A 19,411-nucleotide genomic window follows, 5' to 3' on the forward strand; every position below is an offset into this window, starting at 1 on the left:
GCTTCCATGACCGAATTGCCCAAAACCTTCGACCCCGCGACAATCGAATCCCGCTGGTATGCCCATTGGGAGAGCAATGGCCTGTTCCGCCCCGAACGGCCGGACGCGACGCCCTTCACGATCGTCAATCCGCCGCCCAACGTGACGGGTTCGCTCCATATCGGCCATGCGCTCGACAATACGTTGCAGGACATCATGATCCGCTACGAGCGGCTGCGCGGCAAGGATGCGCTGTGGGTGGTCGGCACCGACCATGCGGGCATCGCGACCCAGATGGTGGTCGAGCGGCAGCTCAATGCCAAGCAGCAGAAGCGCACCGACTTCACGCGTGATGAGTTCATCGCAAAAGTGTGGGACTGGAAGGCCGAGAGCGGCGGGACCATCACCGGCCAGTTGCGGCGGCTGGGCTGCTCGATGGACTGGGCCAATGAGCGCTTCACCATGGACGAGGGCTTTTCCAAGGCCGTGGTCAAGGTGTTCGTGGACCTGCACAAACGCGGGCTGCTCTATCGCGACAAAAGGCTGGTGAACTGGGACCCGCATTTCCGCTCCGCCATTTCGGATCTGGAGGTCGAGACGGTCGAGACGAAGGGCGGCTTCTGGCGCTTCCGCTATCCGCTGGCGGATGGCGTGACATTGGCGGATGGCAGCGACCATATCGTGGTCGCAACGACGCGGCCGGAAACGATGCTGGCCGACATGGCGGTCGCGGTGCATCCCGACGATCCGCGCTATCAGAGTGTGATCGGCAAGGAGATTTTGCAACCGATCACCGGGCGGCGCTTGCGGATCGTCGGCGATGACTATGCCGACCCGGAACTGGGATCGGGCGCGGTCAAGATCACGCCGGGGCATGATTTCAACGACTTCGAAGTCGGCAAGCGTGCGGGGATCGCGGCGGGCCAGATGCTCAATATGTTCGATGCGGATGCGAAGGTGGTGCAGACGGCAGACGGGCTGGTCCCGGAGGCGTTCCTTGGGCTGGACCGTTTCGACGCACGCAAGGCGGTGGTCGAGGCGATGAAGGCGGACGGCTTCCTCGTGCCGCACGTCAGCAAGACCAAGGAGGGTGAGGCGGTCGAGGCCGATTTTGAGCCGCGCACGATCCAGACGCCGTTCGGGGATCGCTCCGGCGTGGTGATCGAACCCTGGCTCACCGATCAATGGTATGTCGATGCCGAGAAGCTGGCCGTCGCGCCGATGCAGGCCGTGCGCGACGGCCGCATCGAAATCGTGCCCAAGAGCTGGGAAAAGACCTTCTTCAACTGGATGGAGAATATCCAGCCCTGGTGCGTGTCGCGCCAGCTTTGGTGGGGGCATCGGATTCCGGCTTGGTACGGACCTGGTTTGAGAGGAAACGCACGAGTTTACGGCAGTAAAGACCCTAATGGTTGGAAAGACTTCATCGAGGAAAATGAAGTTGATGCGCGTCAGGCAGCGGCGACATTTTACAATGTCGATCCGAATGATCTGGTTTTTTATGACAGTCCGCAATCGTCGGCAAAGGGTGCAGAAGATACCAGCAAGATACATATTTATCGAGATACTGACGTTCTCGACACCTGGTTCTCTTCCGCCCTCTGGCCGTTCGGCACGCTGGGCTGGCCGGAGCAGGGCGAGAAGCTGTCGCGCCACTATCCCAACGACCTGCTGATTTCCGGCTTCGACATCCTGTTCTTCTGGGACGCGCGGATGGCGATGCAGGGCATGGAGTTCATGGGCGACGTTCCGTGGCGCAAACTCTATCTCCACGGCCTTGTCCGCGCCGCCGACGGGCAGAAAATGTCCAAGTCCAAGGGCAATGTGGTCGATCCGCTCGGCCTGATAGACAAGTTCGGCGCCGATGCGCTGCGCTTCTTCATGAGCGCCATGGAGAGCCAGGGCCGCGACGTGAAGATGGACGAGAAGCGGGTCGAGGGCTATCGCAACTTCGCGACCAAGCTGTGGAACGCCGCGCGCTTCCTCCAGTCGAACGGCGTCACCGCCTCGACCGACATTGCCGCCCCCGCCGCGCAGCTTCCGGTCAACCGCTGGATCATCGCCGAAACGGTGGCGACCGTGCAGGCGATCGACACGGCGCTGGCCGACCTGCGTTTCGACGCGGCCGCCAACGCCATCTATCATTTCGTCTGGGACCAGTTTTGCGACTGGTATATCGAACTCACCAAAGGCGCGATGGACGATGAGACGCGCGCCGTCGCGGGCTGGGCGTTCGACCAGATCCTCGTCATGCTGCATCCCTTCATGCCGTTCATAACCGAAGAGTTATGGCACCTGACCGGCGAGCGTTCCAACGAATTGATCGTCGCGCAATGGCCGCAGGCGCTGGCGGCGGTCGATACAGAAGCGCAGGCGGAGATCGACTGGCTGATCCGGCTGGTGAGCGCGATGCGGACGGCGCGGACCGAACTCAACGTGCCGCCGGGCGCGAAGCTGCCGGTGATCGTGCGCGATGCCGCCGCAGAAACGCACCAGCGTCTGGACCGGCAGGGCGTGGCGCTGGCACGGCTTGGCCGGGTCGAAAGCCTGACCTTTGGCGATCCCCCGGCGGGCGGCGCGGCGCAGATCGTGGTGGACGAGGCGACCTTCATCCTGCCGCTGGAAGGCGTGATCGACATTGCGGCGGAAAAGACCCGTCTCGCCAAGGCGCTGTCCGCGGCGGAGAAGGAGCGCGATGGCCTTGGCGGTCGCCTGTCCAACCCCAGTTTCGTCGAAAAGGCCAAGCCCGAAGCGGTGGCCAAGGCGCGGGAGGACCATGCCGAAAAGGCCGCCGAAGCGGAACGGTTGAAGGCCGCGCTGGACCGGCTGGGCTAAACCTATAAGGGCTGTGTGTTCCCGCCTGCGCGGGGACACCGACATGAGGGGAGAGGCAGGCGAGTGGCAGCAAGCAGTGCAGGCGCAAAAGACCTGACGCAGGGACCGATCGGCTCCACCCTGCTGCTGTTCGCCATTCCCACGCTGGCGTCCAACATCCTCCAGTCGCTCAACGGGTCGATCAACGCCATCTGGGTCGGCCGCTTCCTGGGTGCGCAGGCGCTGGCCGCGACGGCCAACGCCAATATCATCATGTTCCTCATGTTCTCGGTCGTGTTCGGCTTCGGCATGGCCTCCACCGTGGTCGTCGCCCAGTCGGTCGGTGCGCGCGATATCGACGCGGCACGGCGCGCCTTTGGATCGGCGATCGGTTTCTGCTCGATATTGGGGCTGGGGGTGGCGATCGGCGGATGGATCGGCGCGCCCGCGCTGCTGCGCTTGCTGGCGACCCCGGTGGAGGCGTTCGCCATGGCGCTCATCTATCTGCGCGTCATCTTCGTCGCCATGCCTGCCACCCTGCTGGTCGTCATGATCATGATGGGCCTGCGCGGGGCGGGCGACGCGCGCACCCCGCTGATTTTCATGATCGTCAGCGTCGCGGTCGACCTGATCCTCAATCCGGTGCTGATCCTGGGGCTGGGGCCGATCCCCGCCTTCGGCATCGCCGGATCGGCGGCGGCGACGGCGGCGGCCGGGATCGTCAGCCTGATCGGTGTCATCGCCTACATCCATGCCAAGGATTTGCCGTTGCGGCTGCGCGGCGCGGAACTGCGCTATCTGTGGCCGGCCGCCGACCAGATGCGCGTGCTGCTGGGCAAGGGGTTGCCGATGGGGTTGCAGATGATCGTCATGTCCGCTTCAGGCCTGGTGATGATCGGCCTGGTCAATCGCGAAGGGCTGCTGGTGACGGCGGCCTATGGCGCGGCGCAGCAGATCTGGACCTATCTCCAGATGCCGGCGATGGCGATGGGCGCGGCGGTCAGCGCCATGGCGGCGCAGAATGTCGGCGCGGGCCGGTGGGACCGGATCAGCCGCATCACCGTCTATGGCATGGTCTATCTGCTTACGGTCACGAGCGCGATGATCGCCATCATCCTGCTGTTCCATGCGCCCTTGCTGTCGCTGTTCCTGGGCAGCAACCAGGGGGCGATCGATGCGGCATGGCGCATGCAGATGCTGGCAAGCTGGAGCTTCCTGCTGTTCGGCTGCACCATGATCCTGTTCGGCGTGATGCGCGCCAACGGGGTCGTCGTCGCGCCGCTGGTCATCCTGACCTTCACTTTATTTGGTGTGCGGCTCGGCTTTTACCATCTGGGTTATCCGGCATTGGGGGCCGATGCGCTGTGGCTGAGTTTTCCGGCGGGATCGCTGGTTGCCCTGCTGCTGGCAGCGATGGTCTATGCCAGGGGCGACTGGCGCACGGCGCGACGGATGACGCCCGTTCATGCGGAGGCCTGTCGCGAATCGGTGCACAGCGAGGCGGAGCCGGCGGGCCGGAGCACGCCGACAGGATAATCAGGCCGCCAGCCGCAGGAACGGCACCGGCTCGGTGGAGCGCAGCACGATCGGCTTGCCTTCCGACGCTTCGAACAGTTCGCCGTCCAGGATGACGCTGCTGCGGTCGCCCTCGATACGGATGACATCGCCCTGTTCCAGGTGGATGCCCTGCATCTTCGACTTTCCCACGCGCTTGAACAGGCTGGCCCAGATCAGCCGGAGGAGGGCGGGCAAATTCTGGTCGACCGCCATCAGTTTCATGTTGCCGCGCCGGCTGTCGCCAGGGTCCACGCCCAGCAGCAGCCGCTCCAGCGTGGTGACGATCAGAACGGCAAAGCGCCCGACCAACTGGCCCTCGCGAATCAGCGATATGCTGACCGGCCGGCTCGATGGCGGCAGGAAGCGGGCACGGATGCCGAACAGCAGCGAAAACACCACTGCGATCGCTGTAATGACATGGCTCAGGCCATTGGACAGGCCCAGCGGATAAATCTGGTTGCGGCAATAGAGCATGTAATCAGCCAGGCCCGCGCCACCCAGGAACATGCCCAGCACCGGGCGGCTGCCGACCGCGCCGTCGGACAGGGCGATCAGTTCGCGCGCGACGACATGATCGTCCACGCCCGCCTTGGCGATGGCGACGATCCGCTCCAGCGCCTTGATCGGGTCGCCATGGATGCCAAGATCGAGCGCGATCAGGTTGGTCTTGCCATTGGGCAGCACCGCGATCGGCGGCACCCGGCCCTTGAAATGTTCGCCCTGATACAGTTCGGTCAGCGACGCCTGCACCGTGCCGTCGCCGCCATTGATGACGATGACGGTGGGATCGACGCGGGCGATCGTCTGGAACGCCCGGCCGATCTGATCGACATGTTCCACTTCATAATGGAAGATGTCGGGGTTGCTGGCGCAATAGCTGCGCACGCGGGGAAGGGTCTGCCGGTTGCCCGTGGATTTCGGATTGGACAGAAGCGCGACGCAGACCATGGCTTTGGATCACATATATTTGAGGTTGATCGTGATTTTCGTCACGCCGGGCCCCGCGTAGAAAGCCGCTTTTTCAACACCGGGCTTGCCCAGGTTGAAGATGCTGATCGCAGGATTGTTGGAAAATCCGCCGCCATCGCGCGCAATGTCGGTCTTGCCATTGCCATCGCGGTCGTGCCGCACGGCGATGCCATATTTGCCCGGTTGCGGCACCGGCACGCAGAAGCGCATGGCGCCATTGGTGGGACGCACTGCGGTGTCGATCCGGTTGATCCATTCGCCTTTCGTCAGCCAGGCGGCCTTCGTGGCGGGATAGGACTGGACGCGCACCTTGCCGCTGGCGGCGGCAAAGCCGCGCACGTCGACCAGCACCGCCGGCCCGCGCGTGCTGGCCCCGCACCGTTCGAGATCGTTCGCAATTTCCTGGCCATGGGCCAGCGCCGGCGTCGCAGCGATCAACGCTGTCGCCGACATCAGACCCAGTGCAACTTTTACCATGACCATCAGACTCCTGGAAGCTATAGCCACCGGCATGACCCGGTTGGCGAGCCCCTGTTCGCCCCGCAATTACCTTGCTCAGGATATGGGATGGGTTTGCGGCCAAATCATGGTGATGGGACGACGACTTAGAGAATGCTGACCGCCACCGACCGCTATATCGCCCGCCTGATCGCTCTGCCGATGCTGGGCACGCTCGTCATCGCCGCGATGTTGCTGGTGCTGGACAAGATGCTCAGCCTGTTCGATTTCGTCGCGGCGGAAGGAGGCCCGGTCAGCGTCGTGTGGCGGATGCTGGCCAACATGCTGCCCGAATATCTCTCGCTCGGCATCCCGATCGGGTTGATGCTGGGCATATTGCTGGCCTTCCGCAAGCTGGCGCTGTCGTCCGAACTGGACGTGATGCGGGCGGTGGGCCTCTCCTACGGCCGTCTGCTGCGTGTGCCCTATATCTATGCGATCGCGCTGGCCTTGCTTAATTTCGGTATCGTGGGCTTTGTTCAGCCGCTGTCGCGCCACGCCTATGAAGCGTTGCGGTTCGAACTGCGCTCTGGCGCGCTGGGCGCATCGATCAAGGTCGGCGAGTTCACCACGCTGGGCAAGCGCATGACGATGCGGATCGAGCGCAGCCTGGACGAAGGCCGCAATCTCCAGGGGATTTTCGTGCGCGCGGTGAGCCGGAATGGCCAATCAGTCGCGGTCACGGCGGCGCAGGGCACATTCCTGGCCACCGACGATCCCGACACCATCATCTTCCGCCTGCGTGACGGCGTGCTGGTGAACGATGCGCCCAAATATAAGACGCCGCGCATCCTCTCCTTCTCCAGCCATGACCTGCCGATCGACCTGCCCAGGATAGAGAATTTCCGTGGTCGCGATGTCGACCGGGAAAAGACGATACCCGAATTGATGGTGATCGGCCGCAATCCCGCGACGCCCGACAAGCTGAAGGCCGAAATCCGGGCCAATTTCCATTTCCGCATGGCAGAGGTCGTGTTCATGCTGCTGCTGCCGCTGGCCGCGCTGGCCTTTGCGATCCCGCCCAAGCGATCGACTTCGGCGCTGGGCGTTTTTCTCTCGATCGTGTTCATCGTCACCTATCACAAGGTCAATCAATATGGCGAAAGCGTCGGCGCGCTGGGCAAGGTCGATCCGATCATCGCGCTGTGGGTGCCGTTCCTGTTCGCCTCCGCGCTGGTGCTGTGGATGTATCATGTGATCGCGCATCGCCCCGGCGGACAGCCCATCGGCGCGCTCGAATATGCCTTTGCAAAGCTGGGCAAGCAGATCGTCCGGTTGCTGCGCTTTGGCCGGCGGCGAACGCCCGTGCCGGCGGAAGGAGCGGCCTGACCCATGTGGAATTTCTTCCCTTCGCGCCAGATGAGCTGGTATATGGCGCGGCTGTTCCTGACCCGGACCTTTGCCGTGCTGATGCTGCTGGTCGTCGTGCTCCAGACGCTCGACCTGCTCGGCAATTCGGGCGACGTGCTGGCCTATCCGGGCAATGGCGACGCGCAGCTATGGCATTATGTCGGGCTGCGCGCGCCGCAGATCATCGCGCGCTTCCTGCCTTTCTCGGTGTTGCTGGGCACGCTGGTCATGCTGGCGAGCCTGAACCAGAATAGCGAGATCATCGCGATGAAGGCGGGTGGCCTGTCCGCGCACCAGATATTGGCGCCGCTGATCGCCGCGGCGCTGGGCGTGTCCGTGATCAGCTTCGTCTTTAACGAGCGGATCGTCGCGCGTTCGACGGCGGCGTTGAGCGCCTGGGAAGCGGTGGATTATGGCCCGGTGCCGCGCGACAGTGGCGTGAAATCCAACCCCTGGGTGCGCGACGGCAATAATCTGGTCCATGTCGCGATCGTCGCCGGGCGGGGCAAGGATGTCCAGTTGCGCCAGATCGAAATCTACAACCGCGTCAACAACAGTCTGACCACCATCGTCCAGGCGCCAAAGGGCCATTATGACGCCGCGACCCAAAGCTGGGTGCTGGAAAATGCGCGCCAGTTCGATGTCGCGCGCGGGACGATGCGCAATGTCGGCACGGTGCGTTTCGGCCGGGATATTCGCCCCGACCAGTTCACCCTGGCGAAGGTCGATCCCGACGCCCTGACTTTCCGCGAATTGCAGGCCGCCATTTCCGACCTCCACGATGCCGGCCGGCCGACCGCAGAGCTGGAAGGCAATTTGTGGCACAAGCTGTCCGGGCCGCTCTCCGCGCTGCTGATGCCGATCCTGGGGTCGGTCGCGGCCTTCGGCCTGGCGCGGTCGGGCCAGTTGTTCATCCGGGCGGTGCTGGGCATGGCGCTGGGCTTCGCCTATTTCGTGGCGGACAATTTCTCGCTCGCGATGGGGAGCCTGGGCGCCTATCCGCCGGTGCTGGCCGCCTGGGCGCCCTTCTTCCTGTTCCTGCTGGTGGGCGAAACCGTGCTGTTCCGCACCGAGGAATAGCGAGCGGAACAAAGAAGGCCCCGGCGACCAAGGGGTGTCGCACAGGGCCTTCAGCAGGGGGCGTCCCGATCCTCATAGGGGGGAGGGGAAAGGAGACCGGGACAGCGCCGATATGGGCCGCCCGGAACGGGTTTCAACCCGCAACGGAAAAATTTTCGCGGGGCTGATGGTGCGTGGTTGCGGAGATGGCAGGCTCATCGCATCCTGGGTTTCTGACTGGAGGATCGAGACGTGACGGATGTGTCTGATGTCGGAGCGTTCGCCATTGTTCCAAGCAATGACCTGGCGGCCGCGATTCCATTCTGGGAGCGTCTCGGTTTCGAGCAGGTCGGCGGCAGCGATGACTATCTCATCATGCAGGGATTGGGTTGCGAGGTGCATCTGACCCAAGCGGGGCAAGGAGAATGGCGGGTCCCAGAAGACCATAATCCGTTCGGCATTTTCATTCGAACACCAGAGGTCGCGACCGTCGCCGCGCGGGTGGACGATTTGGTCATCCGCCCAGGCGGCATCCTTCGTCACCGCGAATGGGGGCTGTATGAGGTTGGCATCGCCGGCCCTGACGGCCTTCTCGTCCGGGTCGGATGGCCGTCTGACCAGATGCCTTAGACGACCATTCGCTTCCCGCGCCGGGCATAGCGGGCAGAGCGTTCACCATCCGCCAGACGCGCCCGACGTTCGCACCGATCCTTGCCGACGAAAGCGACGTGTCCCGCCGTTCAGCGCGCCGTCATCGTGCTGCGGGCGATCTTGCCGACCAGCGGCAGCATCCCGGCGTAATTGCCCTTGTGATAGGGCGAGCCCGCATCCAGCGTCGCCATCAGGCTGGCATGGGCCTGGCCCAGCGCATGATAGGGGACGCTGGGGAGCAGATGATGCAGCGCATGGTAGCGCAGCCCGACTGGTGCCCACAGCGCAGGCAGCGTGCCGGGCGGCGGCACATTGACCGAGTCCAGATATTGCGCCGTCACGGTCATCGCTTCGCCCTCATTCTCCCACAGATGCGCGACCAGGGTGCGGAGCTGGTTGATGACGGTCATGGCCGAATGGATGCCCATATAGACGAGCAGCGGTTTCCAGCCGAAGGCGAACAGGCTGCCTACCAGCGCCATCGCGAACAGCGATGCGCCCGCTTCCTGCCACGCCCACATCCGCGCGAAATCCCCCTCCGGGGGGCGGCGGCGATAGGCGGGATTGATCGACAGGGCGGACAGTTCCGCCACCACCTTCGCGCGCAGCGGCGGGATCAGTAGCGACAGCGGCGTCAGTAAGCCGAAGCGCAGGATGAGGCCGACGGGCGCGAGCGCCGCGACCAGGATGAACAGCGGCAGCGACCAGGGCTTCATCAGCGCCAGCGGCAGATATTCGGGGTCTTCCGCCGTGCCATAGCGGGTGCGGGCATGATGCTGGGTATGCACGCCTTCATACAGGAAGGACGGGATCATCAGCGGGATGCCGACGATCAGGTTCCAGCCGAAGCGGAAGCCGGGCAGCGCACCCTTGCGGATATGGGTCAGTTCGTGGATGAAGCTGGCCGCGCGATAGAGCGCCAGCATCGCCACGACGCCGCAGGCGACCGCCACCGCCACATTGTCCACGACGATCGCCCCCAACATCGCGCCCCAGCCCAGCAGGGCGGACGCCAGCATGTCGGGCCAGTAGATGCGCGGATTGGCGACCGAATGGTCGCGCGTCAGTTCGGCCGCGGCGCGCAGCATCGCGCTGTCGTCGGGGATCGCCGCCCGCGCCTTCTGCGCGGCGGCAAGAATGGGATCATGCACTGTCATGCTGGCCGTCCTAGCCTCCAAATGCGCTGAGATCATGGCAGCACCATGACATTTCACCCGTCCTGGCCCATGGTTTCCCGCGCCTGATTGACATTGCGCAAACAAGGGGCGAACTGCACCCAACTCATTTTTCCAAGGCGGCAATCGTGGCGCAATCCGATCTGGTCATTACCCCCGTTTCCGGCAAGGCCGACCTCAAGGCATTCATCGACCTGCCCTGGCGCATCTATGCCAATGACCCCAACTGGGTGCCGCCATTGAAGGCGGAGGTGAAGGAATTGCTGACGCCGGGGAAGAATCCCTTTTTCGGTCATGCCGAGGCGCAATATTTTCTCGCCCGCCGGGGCGGCAGGGTCGTCGGGCGCATTTCCGCCCATATAGATCATCTCGCGCTGGAACAGCCGGTCGAACAGGGGATGGGGCCGGGGACGGGCAATTTCGGCTTGTTCGAGGCAGAGGACGCGGAAACCGGCCGCGCATTGATCGCGACCGCCGAAGGCTGGCTGCGCGGCCGTGGCATGACCCGTGTGCTGGGACCAATCTCGCTGTCCATCTGGGAAGAACCGGGCCTGCTGATCGCGGGGCATGATCATCCGCCCACGGTGATGATGGGGCATAACAGCCCCGCCTATCAGGCGATGATCGAAGGGGCAGGCTATGCCCCGGCCAAGCAGCTCAAAACCTATGAACTGGACATCACCAACAGTTTCCCGCCGCTGATCCAGCGCATCATCGCGTCGGGCCAGAAGAATGACCGCATCCGCATCCGCCGGGTCGACAAACGGAAATTCGATCAGGAAGCCGCGATCATCCTGTCGATCCTGAACGACGCCTGGGGCAACAACTGGGGTTTCGTGCCGATCACCGACGCGGAAATCGCGCATACCGGCAAGAAATTGAAGCCGATCGTGTTCGAGGATCTGATCATGATCGCCGAACTGGACGGCGAGCCGGTCGCGTTCATGATGACCCTGCCCGACCTGAACGAAGCGACCAAGGCGCTGAACGGCTCGCTCCTCCCCTTCGGCTTCATCAAGCTGCTGAAATGGCTGCGCAAGCCCAAGGCGCGCACGATGCGGGTGCCGTTGATGGGCGTGGTCCAGCGATTGCAAAGCTCGCGCATGGCCAGCCAGCTTGCCTTCATGATGATCGAGACGATCCGGCTGGAAGCGGTCGCCCATTATGGATCGACCCGTGGCGAGATCGGCTGGGTGCTGGACGACAATCAGGGCATGAATGCGATTGCGGAGGCGATCAACAGCAGCGTGAACAAAATCTACCAGATTTACGAAAAACCGCTGTAACGCTTTGTTTCGCCTGCGTATCGGCGGCAACCCTTTGCGCCTTGCGTCGTTGGACCTTCAACTTCAACGCAAGGAGACACGACATGGGTGAAGCAACCGACAAGCTGAAGGCCGCAGGCAACAAGGCGGCTGGCGCTGTCAAGGAAAGCATCGGCAAGGCGACCGACAATGAGCGTCTGGAAGCCGAAGGCAAGGCGCAGAAGGCCAAGGGCACGGCGCAGGATGTCGCCGGATCGGTCAAGGGCGCGCTGGGCGACAAGATCTGATCTGCTTGCCAGTGCATGAAAAAGGCCCCGTTCCGAAAGGAGCGGGGCCTTTTGCTGTAGGCCGGGTCGATCGTCAGCGCCGCTCGGCCAGATAGGCGCGCACGTCCCGTCGCAATTCCCCGGCGCACAGATAGAGCGCGATGACGTTGGGAATGGCCATCAGGAAGAAGCTGCTGTCCACGATCCCGACCACGCGGCCCAGGTCGATCGCGGCGGCAGGGGGCAGGGCGACGACGTAGAGGATCTTGTAGGTCCATTGCGCCCGCGGTCCGTTGCCGAACAGATAGCCCCATGCCTGCAAGCCATAAAAGCCCCAGGCCACCAGCGTCGAATAGGCGAACAGGAACACCACCACCGCCAGCAGCCAGGGGAACCAGGGCGATACCTGGGCAAAGGCGGCCGATGTGATCGCGATCCCCTCCAGCCCGCTATTCCAGGTTCCCGCGACCACCAGCGCCAGCCCGCCCAGCGCGCAGACGATCATCGTGCCGAGCAGCGGTTCCAGCAGCGCGACCAGCCCCTCCGACACCGGATGCTCCGCCCGCGCCAGGCTGTGCGCCATGACCGCCGACCCCACGCCCGCCTCGCTGGCGAACACCGCGCGGCGCATGCCCGCAACGAAGGCACCGACAGCGCCGCCGGTCGCGGCCTGCCCGCTCCACGCCCCGTTCCAGATCAGCGCCAGCGCGGCGGGGATGTCGGCCACGTGCAGGATCAGGATCGCCGCGACGCCCGCCAGATAGACCGCGACCTTGAGCGGGGTCAGCCGCTTGGCGACCTCGCCCAGCCAGGCCGCGCCGCCCAGCGTCACCAGGGCGACGGCTGCGGCCAGAAACACGCCATAGGCCCAGCCATTGGTCAGGCCGGTCACTTGCCTGACCTGCGCGAAGCTCTGGTTCACCTGTACCATCGGGATCGCCCCGAACAGCGCGAAGAAGGCATAGGCCCCGCCCAGCGCCAGTCCGACCCTGGGCCAGCCCCGCGCCGCGCCCACGGCTTTGAGCACATACATCGGCCCGCCATGGACATGGCCAGCCGCGTCGAACACGCGATATTTGAGGCCGAGCGTGACCTCCGCCATCTTCACCGTCATCGCGAACCAGCCGATGATGAACATCCACAATATCGCGCCCGGCCCGCCCATAGTCAGTGCCACCGCGACGCCGGCGATATTGCCCAGGCCGATGGTGCCGGACAAGGCGGTGGAGAGCGCCGCCCACTGGCTGACATCGCCCTTCGCCTCGCCCTCACGCGGCTGGGTCCGCAGGATGCGGACGGCACGCCCGATCTGGGTGATGTTGGGGAAGCCCAGCCAGAGCGTGAAGAACAGCATCGGCAGCGCCAGATAGAGCACGATCAGTTCGATCTGCGCGCCAAAGAGCGGCACCTTGAAAAAGACGGCGGCGGACAGGCCATCGACGAAGCCATTGAAATTTTCCATCGGCCCGCGATGCCGCGCGATAGCGGGAAAGTCGATCAACAAATTCTTATCCAAACCTTCGTTCGCCCTGAACCTGTCGCAGGGCGCGCGCCGCCCTTCGACAGGTTCAGGGCGAACGGATAATGGGTTGCGGGGCTGTAGCCGATCGGTGCATGGAGATGCCATGAGCAGGCAATATTTCGGCACTGACGGCATCCGTGGCCGCACCAACCAATGGCCGATGACGGCCGAACTGGCGATGAAGGTCGGCATGGCCGCCGGCACCCATTTCCAGCGCGGCAGCCACCGGCATCGCGTCGTGATCGGCAAGGATACCCGCCTGTCGGGCTATATGGTCGAAAATGCGCTGGTGGCCGGCTTTACCGCCGTGGGCATGGATGTGGTCCAGTTCGGCCCGATCCCGACCCCCGCCGTGGCCCTGCTCGCCCATTCGATGCGCGCCGATCTGGGCGTCATGATCTCGGCCAGCCACAATCCCTATTTCGACAATGGCATCAAATTGTTCGGCCCGGACGGCTATAAATTGTCGGACGAGGATGAACTGAAGATCGAAGCGCTGCTGGGAGAGGATATTCCGCTCGCCGCGTCCAAGGATATCGGGCGCGCCCGCCGGGTCGAGGATGCGCGCGGTCGCTATATCCACTCGGTCAAGTCCAGCTTCCCGGCCGATTTGCGCCTCGATGGCCTCAAGATCGTGGTCGATTGCGCCAATGGCGCCGCCTATCAGGTCGCGCCGTCCGCGCTGTGGGAACTGGGCGCCACGGTGGTCGCGGTCGGGGTGACGCCCAATGGCACCAACATCAATGACGGTTGCGGATCGACCGCGCCCTTGCTGCTCCAGGAAACCGTGGTGTCGGCGGGCGCGGACATCGGCATCGCGCTGGACGGGGACGCCGACCGGCTGATCGTGGTCGATGAACAGGGCCAGATCGTCGATGGCGACCAGATCATGGCGCTGATCGCGGCCAACTGGGCGCGCGAAGGCACGCTGCGCGGTGGCGGGCTGGTCGCGACGGTCATGTCCAACCTGGGCCTCGAACGCTTCCTGTCGGCGCAGGGCATTGGCCTGGAACGCACGAAGGTCGGCGACCGCTATGTGCTGGAACGGATGCGCGAGGGCGGTTTCAATGTCGGCGGCGAACAGTCGGGCCACATGATCCTGTCCGATTACGCCACCACCGGCGACGGCACGGTCGCGGCCTTGCAGGTGCTGGCCGCGCTGGTCCGCTCCGGCAAGCCCGCCAGCGAGACGCTGCACCAGTTCGATCCGGTGCCGCAACTGCTCAAAAATGTCCGTTTCGCCGGCGGCAAGCCGTTGGAGCATGACGATGTCAAGCGCGTGATCGCGCAGGCGGAGGCGGAGCTGACCGGCTCCGGCCGCCTCGTCATCCGTCCGTCCGGCACTGAACCTGTGATCCGGGTGATGGCCGAAGGCGACCGGGAGGATCAGGTGCGCGATGTGGTAGACCGCATCTGCGCGGCGGTGGAAAAGGCGGCGGCGTGAGTGGGGAGTTCACTGAGTTGGCACGCGTCGAGATGTTGGCGCGCGAGCGCGAATATCTGCACCGGACCTTTTGGGTTTCCTTCAACATATGGGGTTTGTTGGTCGGGGCCGCAATTTTGGGGCCATTTTTGAAGCCCGACCTGACCGACGTGGGCTGGCCGATCCTTATCGTACCTACATATGGTGCTGGGATAGCGTTGTTTGCTCATTATCATCTTGCATCTGAAGCTAGGCGTATTCGCGGTGTTGCCGATGCATATAAAAAATTCCGTGATGTTTCATATGATGAGATGATCGCGCCTAGAGGGCGGTATAAAAAAATTATATATCAGCTCAGTATTGCAAAAGTAGTTGCAAATGTCTTTCTCTATATTCTTTCTCCAGCATGTTTGTCATCTGCATTAATTCTTTCTGTACAGATATATGACAGATATGGCTTTTATTTCTCTTTTGAGATTTCGGGATTTGTCCGGGCTGTCGCTTATTTGATGGCGAGTTTTGCTCCGGTTGCTGGACTGTGGCTCTGCTGGCGTCGAACGATTGAAGCTATCAAAAGGAAAGAGGGCAGAGTGATGCCAGATATTCGGCAACAGACAGACAACCATGCTTGAGATGCGCCCCGATTGCGAACGCTGTGGCGTGGACCTGCCCGCTGATGCGCCAGGCGCGTTCATCTGTTCGTTCGAATGCACCTATTGCGCGCCCTGCGCTGAAGCGCTGGACGATCGCTGCCCCAATTGCGGCGGCGAACTGATGGATCGCCCGACCCGGACGGGCAAGGCGCTGGCGAACAATCCCGCCTCGACGGAGCGCAAGCACAAGGGATGACGGCGCGCATCCTCATCATCGCCGGTTCCGACAGCGGGGGCGGCGCGGGCATCCAGGCGGACATCAAGACCGTGACGATGCTGAGCGGCCATGCCATGACCGCGATCACCGCGATCACGGCGCAGAACACGCTGGGCGTGCAGGCCGTCCATCCGGTGCCCACCGACATGGTGCTGGCCCAGATGGAAAGCTGCATCACCGACATCGGCGTGGACGCGGTGAAGATCGGCATGATCGGCAGCGCGGAAACGGCGAATGCTGTCGCTGATCGTCTCTCGCCGGCGATCCCCATTATATTCGACCCCGTCATGGTCGCGACCAGCGGGTCACTGCTGGCGGACGCAGCGACCATCGCCGCGTTCGAAAGGCTGATGCAGGTCGCCACGGTCATCACCCCCAATGTCCCGGAATTGCAGGCGCTGACCGGCATGGCGATTGCCGATCTGGACGGCCTGGAACAAGCGGCGCAGGCGTTGCGGGCGCGGACCGGGGCCGTCATCGTCGCCAAGGGCGGCCATCTGCCGCAGCAGGCCACGGATGATCGCCCCCTGATCCATGATCTGCTGATCGATGAGGATATGGTCGCCGACTATTCCGTCGAACGGATCGAGACCCGGCATAGCCATGGCACCGGCTGTACCCTGGCCAGCGCGATCGCCACCGGGCTGGGCGGTGGCCTGTCGCTGGCCGACGCGGTGGATCGGGCGGAAGCGTTCGTCGCTGCTGCGCTGGCCGCCGCGCCGGGGCTGGGCCAGGGGCATGGGCCGATGGGCCATGCGCTGGGCCTGACGCCCTTCTATCATCTGCTGGCGGCGCGCGATCCGGCCGGATGGGACGCGGCGGCCTTCGCCGCGCGCTACGCCGATCATGCCTGACTTCGCTTACGAATCCCGCCATCACCCCGGCCTGGTCGCGGGCGTGGACGAGGCGGGGCGTGGTCCATTGGCGGGGCCGGTGGTCGCCGCCGCCGTCATCCTGCGGGCGGAGGATTGTCCCGAAGGACTTAACGATTCCAAGCAACTGACGGCAAAACGCCGCGCCGCGCTGGAGGTCGAGATCAAAGCGCGGGCGCTTTGCTGGGGCGTGGGCATCGCCAGTGTCGAGGAGATCGACCAGATCAACATCCTCTGGGCGACGATGCTGGCCATGACCCGCGCAGTCGAGGCGCTCAGCCACGACTGCGTGCATGTGCTGGTGGACGGGAACCGCTGCCCGGCATGGCGCTGGCCTTCGACCGCGATCGTGGAGGGCGATGCCAAATGCCTGTCGATCGCGGCCGCCTCCATCATCGCCAAGGAAACGCGCGACCGGATGATGATCGCGGCGGCGGTCGACCATCCCCAATATGGCTGGGACACGAACAAGGGCTATGGCAGCGCCCGGCATCTCGCCGCGCTGCGCGAACATGGCCCGACCCCGCTGCACCGCCGCAGTTTCGCTCCCGTCGCGCAACTGACCCTGCTCTGACGCGCGGGCAATGTCCTATCGCATCGGCGTCCAGGTCTGGGTCTTGCAGAAGATGGCGATGCAACCCTGCACCTTCAGCGTGCCATTGCCGTTGCGGCTGACCTTCGACGCATAGCTTTTGCCGCTTTCTGGATCGTAGATCGTGCCTTTCCAGATGTCGCCGGCATCCTCGAAGCCGGTGAGCAGGGCCAGGCCCACCAGCGGCTTTGACCGCAATGCGGGATCGGGATTCTTGATGTCGGTCTGGGGCCGGCCGGGGGTGGGCTTCACGATCTTTTCGATCCGGCCGCACAATTGCCTGCCGCAAGGCGCGATCTGGACGATCGCCTTGCCATCCACGGTGGCCCAGCGGCCGGTGACAGGCTGTGCCGCCTGCGCGGGGGACGCGATGACAGCCAGGGTGAAGAGGGCCATTGCGACTGATTTCATGCGATCCACTCCTTGTCTTTGACGCGGAGATAGGGCCGGAAAACAGCGCCCGCCACCGCCTTTTTGCAGGCGGGGCGGGCGTGTCAGGGGCGACGTTACGGCAACGCCTGCCCCGCTCTCCGATTTTTTAGAAGGCAGTGCTGATCGAACAGGCCGCCGGACCCAGAATGACGACGAACAGGGTCGGCAGGATGAAGAGAATCAGCGGTACGGTCATGATCGCGGGCAGACGCGCGGCCTTTTCCTCGGCGCGCATCATGCGTTCATGGCGGAACTCGGCGGACAGCACACGCAGGGCTGACGCGAGCGGGGTGCCATATTTTTCGGTCTGGATCATGGTTGTCACCACGCCTTTGACCGCATCCAGCTTCACGCGCGTCGCCAGATTTTCAAACGCCATGCGGCGCTCGGTCAGGAAGCTCAGCTCGATTGCGGTCAACTGGAACTCGTCGCCCAGTTCAGGATAGGCCTTGCCCAGTTCGCGGGCGCAGCGATTGAAGGCGGCATCGACGGTCAGGCCTGCTTCGGCGCAGATCACCAGCAGGTCGAGCGCGTCGGGCAGCCCCTTGCGGATCGCGGCGGCGCGCTTCTGCACCTTGTTGTCGATATAGATGTCGGGCGCCTTGTAGGCGAGCAGCAACGCGACCGCGAAGGCGAAGAAGCGCTTTATCGGTCCCCATTCGGGTTCGATGCCCACGCCATAGAGCAGGATCGCGGCCAGGCCGCCGATCACGATCGGCAGGATCATCCGGCCGAAGATGACGGCGACGGCCCAGTCCTTGGACCGGATGCCGGCCTGTGCCAGGCGGATCTGCGCGTCCTTGAGCTGGTCGTCCTGCAAGACCTTCAGGCTCGACAGGAAGGACCGCATATTGTCGGTCGTCTGGTTCTTGCGGACCAGGCTGGCGCGGCGCTTGGCGGTGGAAGCGGTTATGCCCGCCTTCAACTGTTCGCGCCGTTCGTTCAGCGCCTTGACGCGCTTGGCCATGGGATCGCGCACGGTCATGACCGCGTAGAGCGCGAACAGCATGGCCAGCGTCGCCAGCGCGGCCAGCAGCGTGCCGAAATCGGTTGCGCTCAGGCCGAACAGGGTGCCGGCGGGGGTAGGGGCGTCCATTGTCTTTCTCGCTCCCTCGTCAGATTTCGAAATTGACCATCTGGGCCATGATGAAGGCGCCGATGGCCATCCAGCACATGCCGCCAATGCCGATCACCTGCATCAGCGAAAGCCCGAAAATACCCGCCGGATCGGGGGTGAAGAAGGGGCTCATATAATTGAAATTGATGTAACAGATCATGCCGAACACCAGAAAAGGCAGCGCGCCGATGATATAGGCGGACGCCTTGGATTCCGATGACATGGCGCGGATCTTGAGCTTCATTTGCGCGCGCTGGCGCAGCACGGTGGCAAGATTTTGCAGCGTTTCGGCCAGGTTGCCGCCGGTTTCGCGCTGGATCGCCAGCGTGATGACGAAAAACTGGAATTCAGGCGTGCCCAGTCGATCGGCGGTTTCCTGCAACGCCTGCTCCATCGTCCGGCCGATCTTGATGCGTTCGGTGATGAGCTTGAATTCCTCACCCACTGGCCCTGGAATTTCGCTCGACACGATGCCCAGCGTTTCGGCGATCGGCAGGCCCGACCGCAGGCCGCGGGTCAGCAGTTCGAGCGCATCAGGGAATTTGGCGTTGAAACGGTTGATCCGTCCCTTGATCAGGCGACTGACCCACCAGTGCGGCAGGCCAAGACCGGCAGCCAGGCCGACCATCATCGCGAAGAGGAAGGGAAAGCCGCGCAGCGCCAGAAAAGCCGTGATCAACAGGAACAGGACGGCGCTGGCCGTCATATACTGGCTCAGCGTCCACTTCTTGCCGGTCATGCGCAGGCGCTTGGTCAGATTTTCCGGGTTGGGAATCAACGACACCAGCATCTTGGCTTCGACGCCGGCGGAGCGATTGGAGATGGCCTTGCGCATCCGCGCTTCCAGCAGCGCTTCGGCCGAATCGCTGTGTCGGCCACGGATCAGCGCGATACGGCGCTTGCGCGCCTTTTCCGGCGACGGACCGGCAAAGGCGATCACGACGAGGCCCACAAGGGTCGCCATCAGCACCGTTATCAGGATGAAATTGCCGTCCATCGT

Annotated in this window: 19 protein-coding genes; 12 read left to right on the plus strand and 7 right to left on the minus strand. The window is 63.7% G+C overall.

The genetic code is table 11. From position 1 onward, the window contains the following. Nucleotides 1-6 precede the first annotated feature (6 nt). Together Q4610_RS06030 and Q4610_RS06035 are read left to right on the plus strand one after the other, a co-directional pair. The gene (locus tag Q4610_RS06030) at nucleotides 7-2,814 is read left to right on the plus strand and encodes a valine--tRNA ligase (protein ID WP_304535093.1); all 2,808 of its coding nucleotides are present in this window, start codon (nucleotides 7-9) and stop codon (nucleotides 2,812-2,814) included. A gap of 63 nt (nucleotides 2,815-2,877) precedes the next feature. Further along, the gene (locus Q4610_RS06035) at nucleotides 2,878-4,329 is read left to right on the plus strand and encodes an MATE family efflux transporter (protein ID WP_304535094.1); all 1,452 of its coding nucleotides are present in this window, start codon (nucleotides 2,878-2,880) and stop codon (nucleotides 4,327-4,329) included. Here Q4610_RS06035 and Q4610_RS06040 read toward each other — a convergent pair whose 3' ends face one another. Next, complete coding sequence (locus tag Q4610_RS06040; protein WP_304535095.1) at nucleotides 4,330-5,298, minus strand: diacylglycerol/lipid kinase family protein; 969 nt, start codon at nucleotides 5,296-5,298, stop codon at nucleotides 4,330-4,332. A gap of 9 nt (nucleotides 5,299-5,307) precedes the next feature. Next, the gene (locus Q4610_RS06045) at nucleotides 5,308-5,802 is read right to left on the minus strand and encodes a DUF2141 domain-containing protein (protein WP_304535096.1); all 495 of its coding nucleotides are present in this window, start codon (nucleotides 5,800-5,802) and stop codon (nucleotides 5,308-5,310) included. Between the two features lie 129 nt (nucleotides 5,803-5,931). On the opposite strand from Q4610_RS06045, the gene lptF reads away from it, so the two are divergent. The 3 genes from lptF to Q4610_RS06060 all read left to right on the plus strand — a co-directional run bounded on the left by lptF (nucleotide 5,932) and on the right by Q4610_RS06060 (nucleotide 8,856). Further along, nucleotides 5,932-7,146, plus strand: a complete 1,215-nt coding sequence (gene lptF / locus Q4610_RS06050) for an LPS export ABC transporter permease LptF (protein WP_304535097.1) — start codon at nucleotides 5,932-5,934, stop codon at nucleotides 7,144-7,146. Nucleotides 7,147-7,149: 3 nt separating this feature from the next. Then, nucleotides 7,150-8,247 carry an LPS export ABC transporter permease LptG gene (gene lptG / locus Q4610_RS06055; protein ID WP_304535098.1) on the plus strand — a complete coding sequence of 366 codons (1,098 nt, stop codon included), beginning with the start codon at nucleotides 7,150-7,152 and terminating at the stop codon, nucleotides 8,245-8,247. Nucleotides 8,248-8,478: 231 nt separating this feature from the next. After that, nucleotides 8,479-8,856, plus strand: a complete 378-nt coding sequence (locus tag Q4610_RS06060; protein WP_304535099.1) for a VOC family protein — start codon at nucleotides 8,479-8,481, stop codon at nucleotides 8,854-8,856. Nucleotides 8,857-8,966: 110 nt separating this feature from the next. Here the strand turns inward: Q4610_RS06060 and Q4610_RS06065 are convergent, their stop codons facing one another. Beyond that, entirely contained in the window at nucleotides 8,967-10,034 is a 1,068-nt protein-coding gene (locus Q4610_RS06065) for a fatty acid desaturase family protein (protein WP_304535100.1), read from the minus strand. A 146-nt stretch (nucleotides 10,035-10,180) separates the two neighbouring features. Between Q4610_RS06065 and Q4610_RS06070 the strand changes: the two genes are divergently transcribed. Next, a complete protein-coding gene (locus Q4610_RS06070; RefSeq protein ID WP_304535101.1) occupies nucleotides 10,181-11,338 on the plus strand; it encodes a GNAT family N-acetyltransferase in 1,158 nt (385 codons plus the stop codon). An 83-nt stretch (nucleotides 11,339-11,421) separates the two neighbouring features. Next, entirely contained in the window at nucleotides 11,422-11,604 is a 183-nt protein-coding gene (locus Q4610_RS06075) for a CsbD family protein (protein WP_304535102.1), read from the plus strand. 73 nt (nucleotides 11,605-11,677) lie between these two features. Here Q4610_RS06075 and Q4610_RS06080 read toward each other — a convergent pair whose 3' ends face one another. Next, nucleotides 11,678-13,045 (minus strand): alanine/glycine:cation symporter family protein, encoded by a 1,368-nt coding sequence (locus tag Q4610_RS06080; protein ID WP_304535557.1) that lies wholly within the window; start codon nucleotides 13,043-13,045, stop codon nucleotides 11,678-11,680. Nucleotides 13,046-13,208: 163 nt separating this feature from the next. Here Q4610_RS06080 and glmM point away from each other — a divergent pair, with 163 nt between their 5' ends. Genes glmM through Q4610_RS06105 form a run of 5 tightly spaced genes read left to right on the plus strand, consistent with a single transcriptional unit; the run spans nucleotide 13,209 to nucleotide 16,844 of the window. Beyond that, on the plus strand, nucleotides 13,209-14,549 hold the full coding sequence (gene glmM / locus Q4610_RS06085; protein WP_304535103.1) for a phosphoglucosamine mutase: 1,341 nt from the start codon (nucleotides 13,209-13,211) through the stop codon (nucleotides 14,547-14,549). After that, complete coding sequence (locus Q4610_RS06090) at nucleotides 14,546-15,160, plus strand: hypothetical protein (protein ID WP_304535104.1); 615 nt, start codon at nucleotides 14,546-14,548, stop codon at nucleotides 15,158-15,160. The genes glmM and Q4610_RS06090 overlap by 4 nt, the downstream gene beginning before the upstream one ends. After that, complete coding sequence (locus Q4610_RS06095; RefSeq protein WP_304535105.1) at nucleotides 15,153-15,377, plus strand: DUF1272 domain-containing protein; 225 nt, start codon at nucleotides 15,153-15,155, stop codon at nucleotides 15,375-15,377. Before Q4610_RS06090 ends, Q4610_RS06095 begins: the two co-directional genes overlap by 8 nt. After that, entirely contained in the window at nucleotides 15,374-16,252 is an 879-nt protein-coding gene (gene thiD, locus Q4610_RS06100; protein WP_304535106.1) for a bifunctional hydroxymethylpyrimidine kinase/phosphomethylpyrimidine kinase, read from the plus strand. The genes Q4610_RS06095 and thiD overlap by 4 nt, the downstream gene beginning before the upstream one ends. Continuing rightward, the gene (locus Q4610_RS06105; protein ID WP_304535107.1) at nucleotides 16,245-16,844 is read left to right on the plus strand and encodes a ribonuclease HII; all 600 of its coding nucleotides are present in this window, start codon (nucleotides 16,245-16,247) and stop codon (nucleotides 16,842-16,844) included. The genes thiD and Q4610_RS06105 overlap by 8 nt, the downstream gene beginning before the upstream one ends. 15 nt (nucleotides 16,845-16,859) lie before the next feature. Here Q4610_RS06105 and Q4610_RS06110 read toward each other — a convergent pair whose 3' ends face one another. The 3 genes from Q4610_RS06110 to Q4610_RS06120 all read right to left on the minus strand — a co-directional run bounded on the left by Q4610_RS06110 (nucleotide 16,860) and on the right by Q4610_RS06120 (nucleotide 19,408). After that, nucleotides 16,860-17,273, minus strand: a complete 414-nt coding sequence (locus tag Q4610_RS06110) for a DUF2147 domain-containing protein (protein ID WP_304535108.1) — start codon at nucleotides 17,271-17,273, stop codon at nucleotides 16,860-16,862. A gap of 127 nt (nucleotides 17,274-17,400) precedes the next feature. Further along, the gene (locus Q4610_RS06115) at nucleotides 17,401-18,390 is read right to left on the minus strand and encodes a type II secretion system F family protein (protein WP_304535109.1); all 990 of its coding nucleotides are present in this window, start codon (nucleotides 18,388-18,390) and stop codon (nucleotides 17,401-17,403) included. Between the two features lie 19 nt (nucleotides 18,391-18,409). After that, on the minus strand, nucleotides 18,410-19,408 hold the full coding sequence (locus Q4610_RS06120) for a type II secretion system F family protein (RefSeq protein WP_304535110.1): 999 nt from the start codon (nucleotides 19,406-19,408) through the stop codon (nucleotides 18,410-18,412). Between the last annotated feature and the right edge of the window lie 3 nt (nucleotides 19,409-19,411).

The sequence above is a fragment of the Sphingobium cyanobacteriorum genome, assembly GCF_030580935.1.
In the GTDB taxonomy this organism is placed as follows: Bacteria; Pseudomonadota; Alphaproteobacteria; order Sphingomonadales; family Sphingomonadaceae; genus Sphingobium; species Sphingobium cyanobacteriorum.

Excerpts from the sequence above, each read along its gene's own strand:
- Q4610_RS06030 (WP_304535093.1), top strand. The coding sequence starts at position 7 with ATGACCGAATTGCCCAAAACCTTCGACCCCGCGACAATCGAATCCCGC.
- Q4610_RS06040 (WP_304535095.1), bottom strand. The coding sequence starts at position 5,298 with ATGGTCTGCGTCGCGCTTCTGTCCAATCCGAAATCCACGGGCAACCGG.
- Q4610_RS06045 (WP_304535096.1), bottom strand. The coding sequence starts at position 5,802 with ATGGTCATGGTAAAAGTTGCACTGGGTCTGATGTCGGCGACAGCGTTG.
- lptF (WP_304535097.1), top strand. The coding sequence starts at position 5,932 with ATGCTGACCGCCACCGACCGCTATATCGCCCGCCTGATCGCTCTGCCG.
- lptG (WP_304535098.1), top strand. The coding sequence starts at position 7,150 with ATGTGGAATTTCTTCCCTTCGCGCCAGATGAGCTGGTATATGGCGCGG.
- Q4610_RS06065 (WP_304535100.1), bottom strand. The coding sequence starts at position 10,034 with ATGACAGTGCATGATCCCATTCTTGCCGCCGCGCAGAAGGCGCGGGCG.
- Q4610_RS06075 (WP_304535102.1), top strand. The coding sequence starts at position 11,422 with ATGGGTGAAGCAACCGACAAGCTGAAGGCCGCAGGCAACAAGGCGGCT.
- Q4610_RS06080 (WP_304535557.1), bottom strand. The coding sequence starts at position 13,045 with ATGGAAAATTTCAATGGCTTCGTCGATGGCCTGTCCGCCGCCGTCTTT.
- glmM (WP_304535103.1), top strand. The coding sequence starts at position 13,209 with ATGAGCAGGCAATATTTCGGCACTGACGGCATCCGTGGCCGCACCAAC.
- Q4610_RS06095 (WP_304535105.1), top strand. The coding sequence starts at position 15,153 with ATGCTTGAGATGCGCCCCGATTGCGAACGCTGTGGCGTGGACCTGCCC.
- thiD (WP_304535106.1), top strand. The coding sequence starts at position 15,374 with ATGACGGCGCGCATCCTCATCATCGCCGGTTCCGACAGCGGGGGCGGC.
- Q4610_RS06105 (WP_304535107.1), top strand. The coding sequence starts at position 16,245 with ATGCCTGACTTCGCTTACGAATCCCGCCATCACCCCGGCCTGGTCGCG.
- Q4610_RS06110 (WP_304535108.1), bottom strand. The coding sequence starts at position 17,273 with ATGAAATCAGTCGCAATGGCCCTCTTCACCCTGGCTGTCATCGCGTCC.
- Q4610_RS06115 (WP_304535109.1), bottom strand. The coding sequence starts at position 18,390 with ATGGACGCCCCTACCCCCGCCGGCACCCTGTTCGGCCTGAGCGCAACC.
- Q4610_RS06120 (WP_304535110.1), bottom strand. The coding sequence starts at position 19,408 with ATGGACGGCAATTTCATCCTGATAACGGTGCTGATGGCGACCCTTGTG.